The sequence below is a fragment of the Paraburkholderia lacunae genome (genome assembly GCF_003353175.1).
Classification (GTDB): Bacteria; Pseudomonadota; Gammaproteobacteria; order Burkholderiales; family Burkholderiaceae; genus Paraburkholderia; species Paraburkholderia lacunae.
In genome coordinates this window covers 1-18767 of sequence record NZ_QHKS01000047.1, presented here as the reverse complement: position 1 = coordinate 18767, position 18767 = coordinate 1, and the positions used below count along the sequence as shown (strand labels likewise).

The 18767-nt window shown below is 61.1% G+C and carries 23 protein-coding genes and 1 pseudogene; 15 read left to right on the top strand and 9 right to left on the bottom strand.

The features are described from left to right. Nucleotides 1-47 precede the first annotated feature (47 nt). From cdhC to DLM46_RS39770, 6 genes are all read left to right on the top strand, one after another. A complete protein-coding gene (cdhC, locus tag DLM46_RS36455; protein WP_115109381.1) occupies nt 48-977 on the top strand; it encodes a 3-dehydrocarnitine:acetyl-CoA trimethylamine transferase CdhC in 930 nt (309 codons plus the stop codon). Between the two features lie 160 nt (nt 978-1137). Continuing rightward, on the top strand, nt 1138-2103 hold the full coding sequence (locus DLM46_RS36450; RefSeq protein WP_115109379.1) for an L-carnitine dehydrogenase: 966 nt from the start codon (nt 1138-1140) through the stop codon (nt 2101-2103). A gap of 124 nt (nt 2104-2227) precedes the next feature. Next, nucleotides 2228-2737 carry a thioesterase family protein gene (locus DLM46_RS36445; RefSeq protein WP_115109377.1) on the top strand — a complete coding sequence of 170 codons (510 nt, stop codon included), beginning with the start codon at nt 2228-2230 and terminating at the stop codon, nt 2735-2737. After that, nucleotides 2730-3782, top strand: coding sequence for an alpha/beta hydrolase (locus DLM46_RS36440; RefSeq protein WP_115109375.1), 1053 nt, complete (start codon nt 2730-2732; stop codon nt 3780-3782). The genes DLM46_RS36445 and DLM46_RS36440 overlap by 8 nt, the downstream gene beginning before the upstream one ends. A 585-nt stretch (nt 3783-4367) precedes the next feature. Then, nucleotides 4368-4565 (top strand): hypothetical protein, encoded by a 198-nt coding sequence (locus tag DLM46_RS36435; protein ID WP_244306514.1) that lies wholly within the window; start codon nt 4368-4370, stop codon nt 4563-4565. Next, nucleotides 4558-4779 carry a hypothetical protein gene (locus tag DLM46_RS39770; protein ID WP_165848151.1) on the top strand — a complete coding sequence of 74 codons (222 nt, stop codon included), beginning with the start codon at nt 4558-4560 and terminating at the stop codon, nt 4777-4779. The genes DLM46_RS36435 and DLM46_RS39770 overlap by 8 nt, the downstream gene beginning before the upstream one ends. A gap of 369 nt (nt 4780-5148) precedes the next feature. Here DLM46_RS39770 and DLM46_RS39765 read toward each other — a convergent pair whose 3' ends face one another. Further along, on the bottom strand, nt 5149-5844 hold the full coding sequence (locus tag DLM46_RS39765; RefSeq protein WP_165848150.1) for a hypothetical protein: 696 nt from the start codon (nt 5842-5844) through the stop codon (nt 5149-5151). Nucleotides 5845-5864: 20 nt separating this feature from the next. Here DLM46_RS39765 and DLM46_RS36425 point away from each other — a divergent pair, with 20 nt between their 5' ends. After that, nucleotides 5865-7001: a porin gene (locus tag DLM46_RS36425; protein WP_115109373.1), complete on the top strand. Its 1137-nt coding sequence runs from the start codon at nt 5865-5867 to the stop codon at nt 6999-7001. A gap of 376 nt (nt 7002-7377) precedes the next feature. Further along, on the top strand, nt 7378-7914 hold the full coding sequence (locus DLM46_RS36420) for a carboxymuconolactone decarboxylase family protein (protein ID WP_115109370.1): 537 nt from the start codon (nt 7378-7380) through the stop codon (nt 7912-7914). A gap of 65 nt (nt 7915-7979) precedes the next feature. Here DLM46_RS36420 and DLM46_RS36415 read toward each other — a convergent pair whose 3' ends face one another. Together DLM46_RS36415 and DLM46_RS36405 are read right to left on the bottom strand one after the other, a co-directional pair. Beyond that, a complete protein-coding gene (locus DLM46_RS36415; RefSeq protein WP_115109368.1) occupies nt 7980-8933 on the bottom strand; it encodes a cupin domain-containing protein in 954 nt (317 codons plus the stop codon). A gap of 802 nt (nt 8934-9735) precedes the next feature. Then, nucleotides 9736-10023: a hypothetical protein gene (locus DLM46_RS36405; RefSeq protein WP_115109364.1), complete on the bottom strand. Its 288-nt coding sequence runs from the start codon at nt 10021-10023 to the stop codon at nt 9736-9738. 1160 nt (nt 10024-11183) lie between these two features. On the opposite strand from DLM46_RS36405, the gene DLM46_RS36395 reads away from it, so the two are divergent. The 4 genes and pseudogenes from DLM46_RS36395 to DLM46_RS36385 all read left to right on the top strand — a co-directional run bounded on the left by DLM46_RS36395 (nt 11184) and on the right by DLM46_RS36385 (nt 12993). After that, entirely contained in the window at nt 11184-11381 is a 198-nt protein-coding gene (locus DLM46_RS36395) for a hypothetical protein (protein ID WP_115109359.1), read from the top strand. 56 nt (nt 11382-11437) lie between these two features. Continuing rightward, nucleotides 11438-11560 carry a hypothetical protein gene (locus tag DLM46_RS41060; RefSeq protein WP_279635266.1) on the top strand — a complete coding sequence of 41 codons (123 nt, stop codon included), beginning with the start codon at nt 11438-11440 and terminating at the stop codon, nt 11558-11560. Nucleotides 11561-11698: 138 nt separating this feature from the next. Further along, nucleotides 11699-12268 carry a TIGR01841 family phasin gene (phaP, locus tag DLM46_RS36390; RefSeq protein WP_115109357.1) on the top strand — a complete coding sequence of 190 codons (570 nt, stop codon included), beginning with the start codon at nt 11699-11701 and terminating at the stop codon, nt 12266-12268. A gap of 156 nt (nt 12269-12424) precedes the next feature. Beyond that, a pseudogene (locus DLM46_RS36385) lies at nt 12425-12993 on the top strand (SDR family oxidoreductase). Between the two features lie 258 nt (nt 12994-13251). On the opposite strand, the gene DLM46_RS36380 reads toward DLM46_RS36385, so the two are convergent. Further along, a complete protein-coding gene (locus tag DLM46_RS36380; RefSeq protein ID WP_115109354.1) occupies nt 13252-13911 on the bottom strand; it encodes a TetR/AcrR family transcriptional regulator in 660 nt (219 codons plus the stop codon). A gap of 227 nt (nt 13912-14138) precedes the next feature. Here DLM46_RS36380 and DLM46_RS36375 point away from each other — a divergent pair, with 227 nt between their 5' ends. From DLM46_RS36375 to DLM46_RS36365, 3 genes are all read left to right on the top strand, one after another. Next, nucleotides 14139-14540: a nuclear transport factor 2 family protein gene (locus DLM46_RS36375; RefSeq protein ID WP_115109352.1), complete on the top strand. Its 402-nt coding sequence runs from the start codon at nt 14139-14141 to the stop codon at nt 14538-14540. Between the two features lie 43 nt (nt 14541-14583). Further along, nucleotides 14584-15339 carry an SDR family oxidoreductase gene (locus DLM46_RS36370; RefSeq protein ID WP_115109350.1) on the top strand — a complete coding sequence of 252 codons (756 nt, stop codon included), beginning with the start codon at nt 14584-14586 and terminating at the stop codon, nt 15337-15339. A gap of 155 nt (nt 15340-15494) precedes the next feature. Continuing rightward, nucleotides 15495-15917 carry an ACT domain-containing protein gene (locus DLM46_RS36365; protein WP_115109348.1) on the top strand — a complete coding sequence of 141 codons (423 nt, stop codon included), beginning with the start codon at nt 15495-15497 and terminating at the stop codon, nt 15915-15917. Between the two features lie 72 nt (nt 15918-15989). Here DLM46_RS36365 and DLM46_RS36360 read toward each other — a convergent pair whose 3' ends face one another. From DLM46_RS36360 to DLM46_RS36340, 5 genes are all read right to left on the bottom strand, one after another. Then, a complete protein-coding gene (locus DLM46_RS36360) occupies nt 15990-16388 on the bottom strand; it encodes a hypothetical protein (RefSeq protein ID WP_244306511.1) in 399 nt (132 codons plus the stop codon). A 74-nt stretch (nt 16389-16462) separates the two neighbouring features. Continuing rightward, nucleotides 16463-17170: an RNA polymerase sigma factor gene (locus tag DLM46_RS36355; protein WP_115109346.1), complete on the bottom strand. Its 708-nt coding sequence runs from the start codon at nt 17168-17170 to the stop codon at nt 16463-16465. Between the two features lie 41 nt (nt 17171-17211). Continuing rightward, nucleotides 17212-17502: a cupredoxin domain-containing protein gene (locus tag DLM46_RS36350; RefSeq protein WP_115109416.1), complete on the bottom strand. Its 291-nt coding sequence runs from the start codon at nt 17500-17502 to the stop codon at nt 17212-17214. 79 nt (nt 17503-17581) lie between these two features. After that, nucleotides 17582-18115: a DUF4142 domain-containing protein gene (locus tag DLM46_RS36345; protein ID WP_115109343.1), complete on the bottom strand. Its 534-nt coding sequence runs from the start codon at nt 18113-18115 to the stop codon at nt 17582-17584. A 285-nt stretch (nt 18116-18400) separates the two neighbouring features. Beyond that, nucleotides 18401-18767, bottom strand: a 367-nt coding sequence (locus DLM46_RS36340; protein WP_115109341.1) for a CBS domain-containing protein, incomplete at its 5' end; no start/stop codon positions are given.

Genomic DNA, 18767 nt, shown 5'->3' with positions numbered 1-18767 from the left:
CAGTCGCCTTCGAAACACGCATTGTCAATTCACAGGATTTAGCACGTATGAATCATGAAGTCATCGTCACCTGCGCGGTCACCGGCGCGGGCGATACGGTCGGCAGGCACCCGGGCATTCCCGTCACGCCGAAGCAGATCGCCGAAGCTGCGATCGAAGCAGCCAAAGCCGGCGCCACCGTCGCCCATTGCCACGTACGCGACCCGAAGACCGGGCGCGGCAGCCGCGATCCGCATCTGTATCGCGAAGTGGTCGACCGGATCCGCTCGTCGGGCACCGATGTGATCATCAATCTCACCGCCGGCATGGGCGGCGATCTGGAGATCGGCCCAGGCGAAGAGCCGATGCGCTTCGGCGCCAACACGGATCTGGTGGGCGGCCTGACGCGGCTCGCTCATGTCGAGGAACTGCTGCCGGAAATCTGCACGCTCGATTGCGGCACGCTCAATTTCGGCGACGGCGACTACATCTATGTATCGACACCGGCGCAATTGCGCGCCGGTGCGAAACGGATTCAGGAACTCGGCGTGAAGCCGGAGCTGGAAATCTTCGACACAGGACACCTGTGGTTCGCCAAGCAGCTTCTCAAGGAAGGCTTGCTCGACGCGCCGCCGCTGTTTCAGATCTGCCTCGGCATTCCATGGGGCGCGCCCGCCGACACGACGACGATGAAGGCGATGGCCGACAACCTGCCGCCCGGCGCGCAGTGGGCCGGCTTCGGCATCGGCCGCATGCAGATGCCGATGGTCGCGCAGGCGATGCTGCTCGGCGGCCACGTGCGCGTCGGCCTCGAAGACAACATCTGGCTCGATAAAGGCGTGCATGCGACGAACGGCACGCTGGTGCAGCGCGCGGTAGAGATCATCGAACGCCTCGGCGGACGCGCGCTGACGCCTGCGGAAGGACGCAGGAAACTCGGCCTGCCCGCACGCGGCGAGCGGCAGTTGGAGCGTCGCGCGGCCGGACAGTACGCGTGAAGCAGTGCGCTTGAATCAACGCGCTTGAAGGAATGCGCATTGAAGCAATGCGCTTGAAGCAACGCGCTTGAAGCAATGCACTTGAAGCAACGCAGTGTCCAACGTGTTCAGCATCTGAAACCCTGAATCTGAAAACCTGAAAGGCAAAGGATCGTCAGCAATGGCAGTGATCGTCGATATCAAAACATTTGCAGCGATTGGGGCGGGCGTGATAGGCAGCGGCTGGGTGGCGCGCGCGCTCGCGCATGGTCTCGATGTGCTCGCCTGGGACCCGGCGCCCGGCGCGGAGAAGCAGTTGCGCGAGAACGTCGCGTATGCATGGCCGGCGCTCGAACGTGCGGGCTTGGCGCAAGGCGCTTCGCAAGCGCGTCTGCGTTTCGTCAGCACGATCGAAGCGTGTGTGGCGGAGGCGGACTTCATCCAGGAGAGCGCGCCGGAGCGCGAAGAATTGAAACTCGCGTTGCACGAGCAGATCAGCCGCGCGGCGAAACCCGATGCGATCGTTGCATCGTCGACCTCGGGGCTGTTGCCGAGCGATTTCTACGCGCGCGCTGTCAATCCGCAGCGTTGCATCGTCGGGCATCCGTTCAATCCGGTGTATCTGCTGCCGCTCGTCGAAGTGCTCGGCGGCGCGCACACCGCGCCGGAAACGATCGACGCCGCGCTGCACATCTATCGTTCGCTTTCGATGCGGCCGCTGCGGGTGCGCAAGGAGGTGCCGGGGTTTATCGCCGACCGTCTGCTCGAAGCGCTGTGGCGCGAGGCCTTGCATCTGGTCAACGAGGGCGTGGCGACCACCGGAGAAATCGACGATGCGATCCGCTTCGGCGCGGGCATCCGCTGGTCGTTCATGGGCACGTTCCTGACCTACACGCTGGCAGGCGGCGATGCGGGCATGCGTCACTTCATGCAGCAGTTCGGCCCGGCGCTGGAGTTGCCATGGACTAAACTGGTAGCGCCGAAGCTCACTAGCGAACTGATCGATCGCGTCGTGGAAGGCACCGCCGAACAGGTCGGTCCGCGCTCGATCAAGCAGCTCGAGCGCTATCGCGACGACTGCATCACGAGCGTGCTGACAGCCATCAATGAGGCGAAAGCGCGCCACGGTTTGCATCCGGATGAGTGACGCGTTACACGTGGCGCGCGGCGGCGGAAGCACACGTCAGCGTACTTGAGCGCACCATGCATCGGCCGGGCCTGGCCTCCCAGCAGGCCGATGCAGCCTGCACAGATGAAGGACACCATTGCACATGCCGAACACTGTCGAGTTGCCCAACTATCGCGATACGGTGCGCGCCGAATGGGTCGACTACAACGGCCACCTGCGCGACGCGTTCTACATGCTGATTTTCAGCTTCGCCACCGACGCGCTGATCGATCGGATCGGTTTGCCCGACGCGGCGCGTAAAGCGCGCCGCCGCTCGATCTATACGCTCGAAGCGCACATCAACTATCTGCACGAGATCAAGGAGGGCGCGCAGGTGCGCGTCGACATGCGGGTGCTCGCGCACGATACGAAGCGCTTGCACCTGTACCTGGAAATGTTCGCCGATGACGGCGCCGAACCGGTCGCCGCCGGCGAGCAGATGCTGCTGCATGTGGATACGAGCGGACCGCGCGCGGCGCCGTTCGACCCGGACGTCGAAGCGCGCGTACGGGCGCTGGCCGAGGCGCAGGCCGCGCTGCCGCCGGCCGCCTTCGCGGGCCGCGCGATCGGCTTGCCGGTCAAAGGGCCGAAGGGCGAGAGCAAGCATGCTTGAACCGGCCATCGCCGCGTTCGTCGAACGGACTGCGTCGATTTATCCGGCGCATACCGCGCTATTGCCGCCGCATGAACAGCGCGCGATCTACGATCGCTATGCGGCAGCGTTCACGCCTGCGTTGCCGCCGGAGGTGAGCACCGAAGACGCTGTGTTCCAAGCGCGCGCAGGGCATCCGATCAAGCTGCGTCTCTATCGGAACATTGGAAACGCCGGAAACGCCGGAAACGCAGGGAACGCCGGGAACGCCGGGAACACGGGGAATACCGGGAGCACGCGGGACACGGCAAGCGCACGCCGCCGCGGGACGGTCCTGTACTTCCACGGCGGCGGCTTCGTGCTTGGGTCGCTGGACAGTCATCAACTCGTGACCGCGCGTCTCGCTGCGGATACCGGTCTCGACGTGATCGCGGTCGATTACCGTCTCGCGCCCGAGCACCGCGCGCCTGCCGCGCACGACGATTGTCTGGAAGTTACGCTCGCGGCACTGGAGCACCGTCTACCTTTCGCATCGCTACAGGACAAAAATGGTCCGCTTCAACTCGCGGGCGATAGCGCCGGCGGCACTCTCGCCGCCAGTGTCGCGATGCGGTTGCGTGATCGCGGTATTCAGGGGGTGAGTGGACTCGCGCTGATCTATCCGTTGCTCGGCATCGAACCGCAACTGCCCGCGCGCGAGAGCGAAGCGCACGCGCCGATGCTCACGCTCGCCGACGTCCACGCCTTTCGCGACCTCTACTGGGGCAAGCTAACCGGCGCCGCATGCACGACGCCACCCACGGCATGGACCGTCCCGCTCGACGCGACCCGCTTCGATAGTCTGCCGCCGACGCTCGCGATCGGCGCCGAACACGATCCGCTACGCGACGATGCACGCGTCTTCGCCGGGCGCATCAACGCGGCGGGCGGTCAGGCCGAATGGTGGATCGGTGCCGGACTGGTGCACGGCTGCTGGCGCGCACTCGAATCGAGCCCCGGTGTGCAAGCGCTGCACGCCACTGTTTGCCGCTTCCTCTCCGAACATTCGGCACGTTCAGACGAGTAGTCGCCAGCGCATCGGACTCGCTGCAACTACGGAACGTATCGCCGCCCGCGAGATGCTTCGCGTCTCTCTCAAGCGTGAACATCAGGCGCGTCGTCGTTTTCGATCGACGTGGAAGGGAGTGTTGCAGACCTTGGTCATCAAGAAGCCGCGGCAACAGGCTTCCCGCTATTTCGGGGCCACTTTGCTTCCTTGTACGCGGATGGGTGATAGATGAGGAATGTCTCGATGCGAGTTTCAAAGAGGATAGGGAGCGGCGCCTTGCACCGGCTACGAAAAACTTTCCATCTATCCGAATTCGTAACGCTATCTTGAGTGGGTTTTCCGGCGGGACCGAGTTGTGCGTCGTTGCTGAGGGATCGAATGGGCCGCTTCGGGTCATCTCGCCACGATAAAAAGGCACGCGGGGCCTATGTTGCAGCGAAAACGCACACGCCGGCGGAAGGGCTTGCCGAAGCGCTGATCTGTCCCGCTTCGCCGCTCGTAAGATTACAAGAGCAAGAATTGGTAGATCAGTCGTAACGCATGGACGGCCAGCAGGCGCTATCGTGAGATGGACATTCTTCGTCTCACGGGAACAGGTCGCTCATGATGAAGCAATTTTCAAATCAATCCATGTCTCCGTACGTGCTCGCCGCAGTACTGCGTGCCAGTTCTTCTCCGCTGTTTTCTGAACTGCTGGCGACAGCTTCGCCGCTTTACACCGCGGTACAAACCGAGGTGCCGGTGAGAGGCGGAGAGCACGCTGACTCTCCGTCGCACCGCGATGGAGAATCCGATGTCTGATCCATCGACCGTGTATGTCCATTCGATTGGCGGGCTCGAAGTCACAACGAACGGCGAGTTTCTGCTGATTCACGGCAACCAGCCGACTGTCGCGTTTCATCGCTCGGTTTTCAACGATCTGCTGGTGGCGTTGCCGAATGCTTCAAATTCAATGACACGCGACGAGGCAGGTGACCGCGCCAATGCCGACCGCCGTACCAGCCACCGTGCCTAAAAGGAACGTTTCCAACGACGTCGCGCAACCTTGAAGCTGGGACAGCACCACCAGTGCTGCCAGGACGATGACTCGCCGCATTTATCGTTTCCTTTGCCGGATGGGTGGCGCTGCATGGAATATTCAAGCGCCCGTTGTTTGTCGAGAGGAGGACCGCTGCTTTCCCGCCGGACAAGCAGCGGTACGTTTCGAATTATCCTGATTCGAAACCCGGCGAATACCCGGAAAAAAGGACGTGCACCGCGCAGTCCTTACCAATAGTTAGCGCGTCCCGAAACGCGATGATCTTACGCAACCTTTCCTTGTCTCAAGCTCCCGGCAATCGCGACGTTATTCCTCACGTAACCACTCAAAATGGAGCGTGAAATGTCAGCTGCAACGCCGGATCAGATCTCCCGTATGGTGCGTATCAACCCAATTGTGATCGTTAGCGGGAGCGGGGACGCGACGCGATCCTTGCGTTACCGCGGCAGACATACCTTGCACGCCGTATTGGGTTTTCTCAATAGTCAGCGCGAGTCCCGCGCGCTTGTGTATAGCCACAAAAAAGATGGTCGAATGATGTGGATCGATGTGCGGACAGGCGCATTTTGCGTGCTGCATTAGACGTCCATGGCGATTGTTTTCCCGGTGCGATTCTTTGAACGAATCGCGCCGGTCGATGCCGGCGGAAAACGCTACAGCGCCTGATAACGCCGACGCAATCTTCAAAAAACTTTCGAAGATCACCAACCTGTAACGGACCCGGGCAAGCTCACCCGTTGAGCACGCGTATCGCATCGACTTGTCCGAGCCTCCCCATCTCTTGTACGACACGGCCCGCAGCGCCGCAACGCGGATCACGCGAGTGCTTCGACAGGCTGTGCGTGCCATGTCACTCGCGCAAACCTGAAACAGCCGGTAATCACGCACGTTGTCAAAAGGCGACGGCGCACGATGAATAGTGCGCTTAAATCCGTTTGCGACTGGCGTGCGTCGCCGGTCCGATTCGCAGTGAATGGCAGAACCCGTAAAGGGTTTGACTATCGTCGCGCCTGACATTCTGTACAACTTATTCAGCAGCATCAGTTTTCGGAGAATTGCCCATGAAGAAGTCACTCTTCACACTTTCTGTACTCGGTTTGTTCGCCGGTGCTGCCCATGCGCAGAATAGCGTGACGCTCTATGGCTTGATCGACGCGGGAATTACTTACACCAGCAATCAGGGCGGGCACAGCAACTTTCAGGAGACGAGTGGCGCGGTCAACGGCAGCCGCTGGGGGCTGCGCGGGTCGGAGGATCTGGGCAACGGACTGAAGGCGATCTTCACGCTCGAAAGTGGATTCAACGTGACGAACGGCAGCTTGGGCCAAGGCGGGCGCGAATTTGGCCGTCAGGCGTTCGTCGGGTTGTCGAGCGATCAGTACGGCGCGGTGACACTGGGCCGTCAGTATGATTCCGTTGTCGACTATCTCGGACCGCTTGCGCTGACCGGCACGTCGTCCGGCGGCACGCACGCGGCACACCCGTACGACAACGACAATCTGGATAACTCGTTCCGTATCAGCAATTCGGCCAAGTATCAGAGCGCTAACTACGGAGGACTAAAGTTCAGCGGCTTGTATGGTTTCTCGAACCAGTCGGGCGGCTTTGCGAATAACCGTGCATACAGCTTCGGTACGTCGTATAACTACGGCCCGTTGAATATCGCGGCCGGCTACCTGCAACTCAACAACAGCGGTTCGTCGACCAACACAAGCGGCGCGGTGAGCGACGATTCGACGTTTACCGCACAGTCCCAGCGGACCTGGGGCGTGGGCGCCAACTACGCGTTCGGGCAGGCGGTGGTGGGGATGGTCTTCACACAGACGCACCTGGACAGTCTGACGGGCATCGGCGCTTCGGCATCCGGTACGTCGAGTGGGCTTTCGCTGGGCAGTTCCGGTGCGCGCTTCAACAACTACGAGTTGAACGCACGCTACTACCTGACGCCGGCCGTGACCCTTGCCGGCTCGTACACCTACACGGACAGCAGGATCGACGGCGTGAACCCGAAGTGGAATCAGTTCAGCCTGCAGGCGTCATACGCGCTGTCGAAGCGAACCGACGTTTATGTTGAGGGCGTGTATCAGCACGTGAGCAATACGGGCAACAGCGGCATTCACGCGGTGATCAACGGGCTGAGCGCTTCAGATACGAATCAGCAGACTGCCGTGACGTTGGGCATGCGCGTCCGGTTCTGATCGGCTCGTCTTTCTTTGTCTTGTCGCCGTTCGACAGGCCCCAAGTCTGGCGAACGGTCACTCCCTGCCGTCCTGACGGCCGGCGGCATCGACGCGGGCATGAGCGACAACCTGTGCGCATCGCGCCTGCTTCTCCTCCGTGGGTCCTCCGTGGGTAACCATGCGAACGCCGTCGGTCCGGCTGGAAACCAAGGGCGCACGACGGCGCCGGCTCAGGTCACGTGGGCTCCCGGGCCGCTGGGCTGGCCAATCAAGCGAGTAGGGCAATCCGCCAAATGATACTAATGAGCATTTAATCGAGCATTTAAGGTCTTATAAGGATCATCCCGTCGGCCTAAAGTGGAGACTCCTACCCACCTGATGAAGGAGCAACACGATGAGCCGAATCACTGTACCCAATGTCGCATCCGCCACCGGCGCCACCGCCGAAGTCTATGCCCAGGTCAGGAAGGCAGCAGGCAGCGTTCCCAATCTGTTCGCCGCGCTAGGCGCGCTGTCGCCCGAAGTGCTCAAGACGTACCTGAATGCCGAAGGCGTGCTGGCATCGGGCACGCTGAGCAAGCAGGAAGGGGAGACGATCAAAGTGCTCGTCAGTGAGCTCACAGGATGCGACTACTGCCTGGCGGCGCATACGATGCTGGGCAAGATGGCGGGTCTGTCGCCGGAGACGCTCAAGCTGATCCGTGCGGGCCAGCCTACCGGGGATGCCCGGCGCGACGCGCTGGTGCGCTTCGTGCGGAACCTGCAGCAAACCAGCGGCACGATCACCGCAACCGAGTTTGCGGCGATCAAGGCGGCCGGCTACACCGACGCGCAACTCGTGGAAATCACGTTGGCCATCGCGCTGATCGTGTTCACGAACACTTTTAACCGCATCAACGACACCGACGTGGACTTCCCGCCGGTCAAGTAATGCGGCAACGGGCAGGCGCTCTTTTTTCAGCGCCTGCTCCTATCACTTCAGGCATTCGGCCCCTCTCACTCCGGTATGCGCGCCGAACGGCGCCAATCCCCGGGCGTCATGCCCATGCGCTGCGTGAAGGCACGCCTGAAGGCCGCAAGGGATTGATAGCCCACCACTTCAGCCACGCTTTCGGTGGAAGTCGATGGCTTCATCAGTTCATTGGCCGCGAGGGTCATCCGGATATCGGTCAGCAGATCGTTGGCTGAACGCCCCACTTTGTCCTGAAATTGACGAACCAACGTAGCACGCGACATATTGCAAAGCTGCGCCAATTCGGGAAGGGTCCACGGATGCGCAGGTTCACTGAACATGGCCGTCAACGCGGGTGCGAGGCGTGGATGTGCGCCGAGGGCCAGCAGGCCGAAAGGCGCTGCGCCCGATTCGCTAGCCAAACGCAATGTCAGCGTGAAAAGTGCCGCTGAAAAAGCGTTGAGCATCGCATGCCCACCCACGCTAGTCGTGGTCGATTCTGCGCGGATCAGCCCGACCAGCGTTGCCAACTGAGCGGAAGTCGCGTTCTGCCTGGATACATCGCTTTGAGCAGAGGCCCGCACCACGAGCGTGGCGGGGAAATAGTCGCGCATCAAGCGATCGTGCGGCGGCGCGAGGACGAAGCGGCCACAAAGCATATCCAGGCGATCGCCGGTTCCGGCGTTTTCACTGATTTCCACGTTCACGCCTTCGCGCGTGCGGGCCGGCAAGGGCGGTGCGCCGCTGCCGTCGTGAAGGACATGCTCCGAGCCATGAGACAGCAGCGCGATATCGCCCGCTGCGAGGTGCAGTGGCGCTCCACTGCCGGGAATCTCCAGGATCGCTGACCCGCCAAGCACGACGTGATAGGGCATCTCGCCGGCAGTCGCGCGATCGTAGGCAATACGCCACGGTGCGCCATAGGAGCAGCGGATTTCAAGCTGGCCGCTGACGGGCATCATGACGAGCAAGCGGCTAAGCCAATCCAGACGAGGCATGGCGGTCCTTGCAAAGAGAGGTGCGAGCATTCTATCGGGCCTGAAAGGAACCCGTCGGGCTGACCCGGCATGGTCTCGAAGGGAGGCGCGCACGCCGTTGCCGTCCAGTCCGAAACTGTTGCGTGCCGGAGTCAACACCGCTTCAACCGACCCTTGCGGTCAGTTCGGTCGTGCATCTTTTGATCGGCCCGGAATTGTCCTAGGATAGAAATCGCGAGGCGCCACAGTCGGTGCGCCGAGCGACCACAAGGAGCGACATGCCATGCACGCTGATTCCGTGGAGTACAAGACATCGACGATCATGCCCCTAGCCCCAATTTCGATGCCAGGCTACGCAGCAACAGCGATCGTCACGCACCGGAACGGCAAACGCGAAGCGTTTGGCATTCTTGGTTATTTCGCATCCGAGAGCGCGGCGTGCATGTTTGCCGTTGAATACGCAAAGGCCCATATCGACGGCCGGCGACACCCGAGGCCGCCGTTTTCCCTTCGGTGAGTCTGCGCGGATTGTTTGCGCGGTGGCACCGGATGGTTCGCGCAAACGCTGGAGAGATTCCGAATCTATAAAAAGAGGCCGCAGACGTTGCTGCGGCCTGAACACACACGTCGCGCAAGGGGCGCTGACGTTGGTTCCATCCTACACATCGGCGTTTCTTAAGCAATCAGGTATCTCGTCTGAGTATTCGCGAGAAGCCCAACTGCCGCATCTGTTGTGGGGCGGCCCTGTGTCGATCGTGGACGCAGGCGTTGCTGAATGGCTACAGGGCCGGTCGTCCGGTGCCCGGATGAGGTACCCGGACTGTCATTTGGCCGGGGTTCTGGCTGGTATTGTGCTGTGCCGTGTCGATGAATCAGTGTCCGTGCCGGCGATGTTGCCGCTGCGCGCATCGATCCACGCAATCGCCCATTTGCGCGCAACCTGGATTGCCTCCTCTTCATTGTCGAACCAGGCAAGATTGCGCTCGATGTGCATTTCAGCGTCCGCGTCATCGTCAGATGACGCGCGGATCAGCCGCGCGTGCGCAAAGAACTGACCAAGCGAGAAATCCGGGGTTGCGTCAATGACCCAGCCGCGGTACTCGTACTCCATGATGACCTCCGATACCTGGCTAGTCGGAATTCGAACAGACGAAGCATGGATTCATCTGGTCGAATTCGCTAAACCTCCAGGGTTTTGAGTTGCCGACTTCGGCGTCGGCGAGCGGGCGGCACGTCGACCTCGTGCTCGTCCAGGTTGGCCGAACTGAACACGGACGGCCCGTGTCAGGCTCGACATGCGGGTAGTTCAATTATCGTCAGACCTGCTCGGTAGATGCTCGTGCGGGACCGGCTCCGCTTCTGCGGCATCAGGAACGTTATCCGGCGTGCGTGGCGCAGGTTTAGGAGCAGGCGCGCCGGTGTCTGGCATCACGCCGTGGCTGGCGTGGTTCGGAAGTCCTGGCCGGTGACTCGGTCGTGTGGTCGGGTTTGAGGGCATGATTTCCTCCTACGCAGACGTGACCAGTAACGACCATCATACCTCTCTCAGAGACGCGGAACGTCCCGCCTCAAGCCTGGTATTTGACTACGTTCAGCGAAACCACAGACTGCTGGCGAGGCCGGAGTGGGCGGACGAATATCGCTGTCCTGCTGAGCACGCGCTTCGCAGCGACCGGTGCTGTTCAGGATTGCGCGCATACACCTCACGCAGCCGACACGGTTGTGTGCCGATCAAGTCAACTCCCGTTCCTTCGCGACAGCGGCAGAAGTCGACGATTGTCGAGTCTTTGCGCTGATTGAAATTCAGGGAGCATGGAAAATTTATGCGGCTGTAATAAATATTTCGCAATTTCGGTTTAGCGATATCCGTCTTCAGGAAAGCGCTAGCCTATAAATTTAATATTCAAATATGAATTCGCTCGACTAAATCAATTCAATAGACATAATTGACCAAGTCGTTCGTCCAGAACCCGGAGTGTAGCCAATATCAGCCGAGAGCCTTGCCAGTCAGGCATTTGCTGGCGTCCGCAGTTGCGTTGTGGGCGGCAACGTGCAGCTATGCGATGCAAAAGCATTCAACAGACAAATCGGCTGTGCCAATAAAAGCATTCCGCATATTGCATTCGGAAATTGAGCGGTTATGATGGCGTCTCCGTGATTCGATTTCTCGAATGATCGCTTCACGGAGACGGCAGGAATATTTGCCGGGCATACGCACTGGAGAGGGTAAGTAGTACTTCCCGCACAGACAGACTAAATCGAGGAGACGAAATGCTGAGTCCCCATGAATTCGCTACCTTAATGCTCATCAAGGCCGCGCCGGATCAGATCGATCTAGGCCGTGCCGAGCTCGACACGCTGTTCGAGCGGCAACTCATATCACTGGAAAATCTCGCGTCAGGACACCGACGTGCTCATGTCACCAGCGACGGCGATTCCGTTCTCAAGGCCGTCGCCCGGATGCGCTAGACATTGGCGGGGTCCACCTCCCGGCCCCGAATGAAATCGCGGCGTTTGCGGTCCCCATGTTCGACGCGAGCGCCGCAGCACCACACGGCGAGCGCGCCGAAGCAACAGTCATGAACGAAGCGTCGCTGCTGGAATTGGGTTCCCGGTTGGAGTTTGGTTTGTTGTGCCTGTTGATGTAACGATCGTCCGAAGTCTTCGCGACGCGTGCTGCGTGGCAAGCGTCGTTGCACTTCGGTTTATCTACTATCGCGATCCACCGCAACCCATCCGTTCGATCGGGGTTTCGCGTGCCGGACCGGATTTTGAGGAATTCAACAATGGCTCTATCGAACACTGAGCAAGTCGCTGCCGCAAAGGCCAATCTCGACGCATTCTTCGAGGTGGGCGGGAAGGTCTTTGAAGGCGTCGAAAAACTCGTCGCGTTGAACCTGCAGGTCGTCAGGTCCACGCTGGCCGAGGCGCAGGAGAAATTCACGAAGGCGCCCGGCTCGACGGACCCGCAGCAGTGGTTCGCGCTGCAAGCGGGTTTCACCGGGCCCTTCGCGGAAAAATCGCTGTCATATGGCCGGCAAGTGTTCGACATCGCGTCGACCACGCAGGCCTCTGTCGCACAAGTCGCACAGGCGCACTACGAGCGGTACAACGGCCGCGTGCAGACACTCGTCGAGGAAGCGGCGAAGAATGGTCCCGCAGGTTCGGAAGCCGCGATCGCTGCGTGGAAATCCATGATTAGCGCCACCACGACCCTGTGCGAATCGCTGCAGAAGACGGCGCAGCAGGCCGTGCACGCTGCCGAGAGTAATTTTGAAGCAGTTACGGCCACAGCGTCGAAGGCCGTGCGAAGCAAGCCCGAGCAGACTCCCGTAGCCGACGGCGCGAAGCGATAGGACCGGCGTGGGCAGCAATGCCCACCGCGCGGTTTCTGTTCTGTATGAAGGATTCCTGATGGGTAAGGGATTCCAGTTTTCAGCACATCCAATTCCTGGACTTAAGGCCGTCTTGCTCCACGAGAGCATGACGCCAGCTTTTGTGAGGACGCTACGATGGCAAAGCAAATCGCGGTGGTGACGGGTGGAATGGGCGGACTTGGCGAAGCGATCAGTATCAAGCTGCACGACGCCGGGTATGCGGTCGTAGTGACCTGTTCGCCGGGCAACACCGGTGCGAACGAGTGGCTCGCAAGGATGGAGGCGCAGGGACGGCAATTCCGCGCCTACGCGGTCGACGTCGCCGACTACGACTCGTGCCAAAAGTGCATGGCGCAAATCAGCGCCGAAGTCGGACCGGTCGACATCCTGATCAACAACGCCGGCATCACGCGCGACGCCAGCTTCAAGAAGCTCGACAAGANGGCTTCACGAAATCGCTGGCGCTTGAAGTGGCGAAGAAAGGCGTCACCGTCAACACGATCTCGCCCGGCTATATCGCGACGAAGATGGTGATGGCGGTGCCCGAGGAAATCCGCGAGACGAAGATCATTCCGCAGATTCCGGTCGGCCGGCTCGGACAGCCCGACGAAGTCGCCGCACTCGTGCTGTACCTGTGCTCGCACGAAGCGGGCTTTGTGACCGGCGCCAACATTGCGATCAACGGTGGGCAACACCTGCAGTGAACCCGAGAGATCAGCAAGGGAGGTTCCGATGAGTGAAGCAATGGCGATCGTCGTAGGTTCATTCGTGCTGGTGACGGCAACCGTGTTCGTCGCCGTTCACTACCACCGGGAGCTAATGCGCCGAAGACGGCTTAGAGAGCTGGATTACCGTCAGTACTGGCGGGAATGGAGCAGAGCCCCGCATTGAGCTTCTGCACTCCCTGCGCTGTTTCTTGTGGCACCGAGGGCGATTGCATCGTTGCCTCGGCTGCCGCGCTCTCAGGTGCGCTGGCGGCCCTCGCGCCGTCGGCGCGAGGCTCCGCGTGATTGAATTGCGGGTTGCTTGTCCACGGCGGCGAGGAGATGCTGGCGACCCTCCTCAAGTATTTCATCCGCGAGCGCCGGGTCAATGTCCGCAACAGCACGCGAAAGCAGCAGCGTACCGACCATCTGGCTGAACAAAGTGATCGCCTTCCCGCGGCTGCCTTCGCCGATCCCCTCCGTCTCTTCGATGACCTTGGCGAATTCACCGAGGTTCGCCGCGAGACCTGCTGCGTAAGAGCCGCGCGCCGCGTCGCCGAGCCGGCGGGCGTCGCCTACAAAACCCGACAGGGAGCACCCCGCATCGATATTCGCGCGATGCTCGGGTGAGAGGTACCACTCGATCCGTTGCCTGACCGGGTTGGCGTCAGCTGACCTGGCGCTTTCGACTATGGCGGCGAAAGTCTCGCCACCTTCTTCCATCGCCTTTTCAATCACCGCGGCGACCAGCGCGTCTTTTGATTTGAAGTGGTTGTAGAAACCGCCTTGCGTAAAGCCTGCCGCCTTCATCAGCTCGGCGAGCCCGACCGCATCGACGCCGCGCTCGCGAAACAGCTTCTCGGCGGCTGCCACGATCGCGCGCCGGTTCTCAACCGCCTGCTGCCTGGAAACACCCACTCTTCCTCCCTTTGGCCGACTACGGCTCAATCAGATCCATCGAAAAATACAATGTCGATCACCATTGACATTGCCAGGGTGGGCAACCACAATCCATCCCAATGACAATGTCATTCACCATTGTCTTGAGTATAGCGTTCTTTGCCTGAACGTCCAGGCAAAGAAGGCGGAAGGGCTATCCGACGCCGGAGTGCGTCATTACCTGAATCGTTAAAGAGGGCCTCAACATGACGAAGACAACCCCTGAGCAGAACAAGGCGCTCGTGCTGGAAGCATTCGACACCCTGTTCAACAAGCGCGACTACGTCGCGGCCGAGCGCTTCTGGTCGGACCGCTACGTTCAGCACAGCGCCCATATCCCGCCTGGACGCGACGGCCTGTTCAATCTGGTTCGCGCGTTGCCTGACACCGCGCGCTACGAGAATCAGCTGATCGTGGCAGAGGGCGACCATGTCATCGCACATGGCCGCTTCTCCGGGATCGGCAGGCCCGCTGCGTGGATTGCAGCCGACATCGTCCGCTTTGAAGACGGCAAACTCGCCGAGCACTGGGACGTCCTTCAGGACGAAGCGACCAAGGCCGAATCCGTGAGCGGCTTGCCGATGTTCGGCGACCGGTTCACGGCCTGACCACCCCACCCCCCACGACAGCAACATCAACAGGACAACGATCATGAAACTCACTGGAAACACGATCTTCATCACGGGCGGCGGTTCAGGCATTGGCCGCGGGCTAGCCGAGGCGCTCCACCAGCGCGGCAACAAGGTCATCATCAGCGGCCGCCGGCGCAGTCATCTCGACGAGGTGGTGGCGGCGAATCCCGGCATGGCTGCTATCGAGCTCGACATTACCGACCCGGCCAGCATCGAGAAGGTCGCGGCGCAACTGATCGCGGACTATCCCGATCTCAACGTGCTGATCAACAACGCAGGGATCATGCTGCCTGACCAGGCGGGCGGCCACATCGACGACGCGCTGATGGTGTCCACCATCACGACCAACCTGATGGGACCGATCCGCATGACGTCGGCGCTGATCGATCACCTCAAGACCCGGAATGACGCGGTCGTCGCCTATACCAGCTCGGTGCTGGCTTTCGTTCCGTTGGCGGTGACGGCAGTGTATTCGTCGACCAAGGCGGCGCTGCATTCGTACATCCTCTCGCAACGCTTCATGCTGCGGGATACGAAGGTCCGCGTACTCGAGATCGCACCGCCCTGGGTGCGCACGGACCTGATGAACAGCCGCGAAGCCGACCAGGCGATGCCGCTTGATGCCTTCATCGATGAAACGATCGCTGTCCTCGGAACGGATGTGGATGAGGTTCTGGTCGAAGGTGCGAAGCAGTTCCGCGGCAACCCGGGACCTGACGAGCACGCTTTCGTCAATGGCTTGAATGCGCAGATGGTGGAAGTGCTGGGCGGGTGAAGGGCTGCAGAGTGTCGGCGCGGCATAACATCGAATTCGGCGGCGCCGGCCCGGGGAGTCCCGGCATATCCATGTGTCGCATACGCTGCCGGTCTTGCTCGCGTGCAGTTGGTGAACTAGATTTTATTGAGGGGTATCAGGCGGGAGGGACTGCCATGGAACTGAGCGTAGAACGTGTCGATGTTTGGGCCGCTCCCATCGAAGATAAACCGGGCGGCCTTGCGAAAGTATTAAACGCTTTGCGGGAAGCTGGCGCTGACTTGCAGTTCGTCATCGCACGCCGCACGCCGGAAGCGGCGGGCAAGGGGATTGTGTTTGTCGCACCGCTGCAAGGCGAGGGTGAGATCCGTGCCGCTACCCAGGTGGGGTTCAGCGTCACCCCGAGCCTTCACTCCGTCCGTGTAATGGGTCTGGACCAACTGGGGATCATCGCGCAACTGACCCAGATGCTGGGAGAAGGGGGGATCAACCTCCGCGGCGTTTCGGCTGCCGTGCTTGGCACACAGTTCATTGCTTATCTCGCGGTCGATTCGCTGGACGATGCCGAAAAGGCGATCGACATTCTTCAGAGGGCCTGAAAGCGCCCGTGCCGCACTGCGAACTGGCCTGGTTCTCTTCCTGTCGAGGCATGGCCGCCTGGACGGCGGTGACTATTTGCCCGCGCCGGCCTCTGCAGCGCAACTCAGCACCAGCGTGCTGCCCGAGCCGGCTTCAGGGCTGAGCGCGGCGATATGGAATTCGGTGTCGGTGCATAGCCATTCGGCACGGAAGTCGTTGTGGCACCCCACGGATGGAGCACCCGTGGGAGCCTCGTGCAACATATACCGGCAGGTCTCCAGACCGTCGCACTGATGGGCGAGGTTTTCAGTCGCGTTGCCGCGTGACGCGCCACAGTTCTTGCCATAGGTACCCGACACGACCTTGATGGTCCGCGCTTGCCCGCTCGAGCTTGCCGCCACGGCGAGAATGACCAGCGTCGCCCAGACACCGCGACCGGCTCCGGCGAGGACCATCGATTTGTACCGACGGTGCGCACGTGCGTTGCTCATCGTGTCTCCTTCCGATTTGCCGGCAAGGTGCAGGCAAATCCCTCCCGGAAGTGAACGGCAGCCAATTGAGGTGGCTAGTGCCCGCCACTGCTATGGTCGTCCTCGTCGGCTACCCGCTGTAGTACGTTGGCGACCACCCGGTTGCAGCGGGCGCCGCCGAATTCGAACAGGTCGCGCTCGGCGAGATCGATCTCGTGCGCCAATGATTCGCGCAGCAGGCTCTTCGCGCGGAAATGCCGGCTACGCACCGTCGCCTGTGGGATGTCGAGACATTGAGCGGTCTCCTCGACGCTCATTTCCTCGACCGCGCGCAGCACGAACACGACGCGAAAGACTTCCGGCAGTTCGTCCAGCTTGCGCTCGAGCAACGCTCGCAGTTCGGCGCGCGCGAGCGCTTTGTCTGGGGAATCGGAATCTTGCGCGATCATGGCATCGATATCGACATGAGCGTTTGCGTCCACCATCGGAATCACGTTCTGACGGCGTGCTTCCCGGCGCAGTCGTCCATAGCATTCGTTGAGCACAAGACGGGACAGCCAGGTGAGGAGCGTGGCATCGCCACGAAACCGTGCGATCGATCTGTAGGCGGACAGATACGCCGCCTGCAGCGCGTCCTCCGCCTCCGCGTCGTTACGCAAGGTGGCGCGCGCCAGACGATACAACCGCCGATTGTGCCGGCGCATCAGCAATTCGAACGCGCATCGATCGCCCGCAACGATCCTGCGGACTGCCTCGCGTTCGTCGTCCGCGGGAGATGTGGATTGTGCTTCAGCCGTGTTCATCGTGACTGCCTCGCCGGCTCGCTTAATTCATTGCTCATCCTTCACTGCACGATCAGCGTGCCACGCATCGTGGAGTGAAGGGTGCACATGTAAGGATAGCTGCCCGGCCGGCGTGCCACGTAGCTCCACGATGCATCCGGCGAGATTTCGTGTGAATCGAACGCTTTCGACATGGCACTCGCCGTATGAGGAAACAGATCCCTGTTGACCCACACCACACGATCCCCGCGGTGTACCGTGAGCACCGGCGGATCGAAACGCATCTGCTCGATGACGATCAGATACGTTTTGGCTGCGGCGTCTGAAACGCCGGCCAGCAAAGTCGCGCTGATCGCAAGGAGAGCGCAGACAAGGACACCGCCACCGGGACGTATCTTGCCCCGGCGCTTTCCGGCCGCGCGGCGTGTCCGATCATCCACCGCTCTTGCCCAGCGTCGCCTGCAGATGCTTTGCGTGCTCCAGATGTGCGACGAAGGCCGGACGCACCTTGACGAGAAGCGCCTTCAGTTCCGCGTTCTGCGCATCCGGAATCAACGTCTTGTCCAGCGCATCGAGAACGCTCTCGTGATAGGTCACCTCGTGGTCGATATACGCCCGGTCGAACGCCATGCCTTTGAGCGTTTTCAGGTTGGCCAGGTTCGTATCACCGCCTTGCTTGAGGCTCTGGCTCGTCGAATTGTCTTCCGGCGTCACGCCCAGCTTGTGCACGAGGTCGGTGGCGGCCTTGTTGACGCCGCTGTGATCGGTGACCATGCGTTGCGCGAACGCTTTGACATCCTTCGACTTCGTTGTCGACTCCGCGAGCTTGCCCGCGTCGATATCCACCTGATTGGCGGTCACGACGATGGCCGCGATCTGGGGATCGGTGGGGCCGGCGCTCTGTGCCCAGCCTGGGAGGCCGGTCAACGTGAGTGCGCCGAACAGCGCTGCGCTGATCATTTTCATGTCGCGTCTCCTGAATAGGACGGCGAGTCCGAACCGGCCGCACGCAATGCGGCTCGCTTCGATCGTCGGTATGGTGTTGGATGTCACGTGTACGAGCCCCGTTCCCGGTTGCGGCTTGCGCTACGCGAGTCTTTGAAGCGATGGCGGAACAGCCATGAGGAGCACGACATGGCTTCGCAGTGCGGGGACGGTATTGTCCAGGGAATGGGTGCTGAATCAGCGGACAAGACAGGAGGGGCGTGCCCCCGAAAGGGCACGGAGGAACGGCACATCCGTGCCAGTTGCTTACGGAACCGGTGGAAAGTGCCGCTTGGCGGGCTGAAGCCGCAAGCGCCGGAAGCGTTCTTTCTTGTGCTCTTCGTCGAAGTGGGCAAGAGACGGCTTGATCAGATCGCTGCGCGACACGATGCCGACCAGTTGCAACGTGTTGGAATTCGCGACCACGGGCAGCCGTTCGAGACCGTGCACCGCAAGCTGCGTCGCGACGAGCCGGCAAGTTTCACCGGGCAATGCAAACGTGGGTGCGCGATGCTGCAACATGTCGTAGAGACGCGAGTCGAGCGTCCCGTTCGGCGCGTCATCGCGCATCTTTTCCAGTACCGCGCGATCGACAACCCCCGCCAGCACGCCTTGCCGCACGACCGGATAGGCG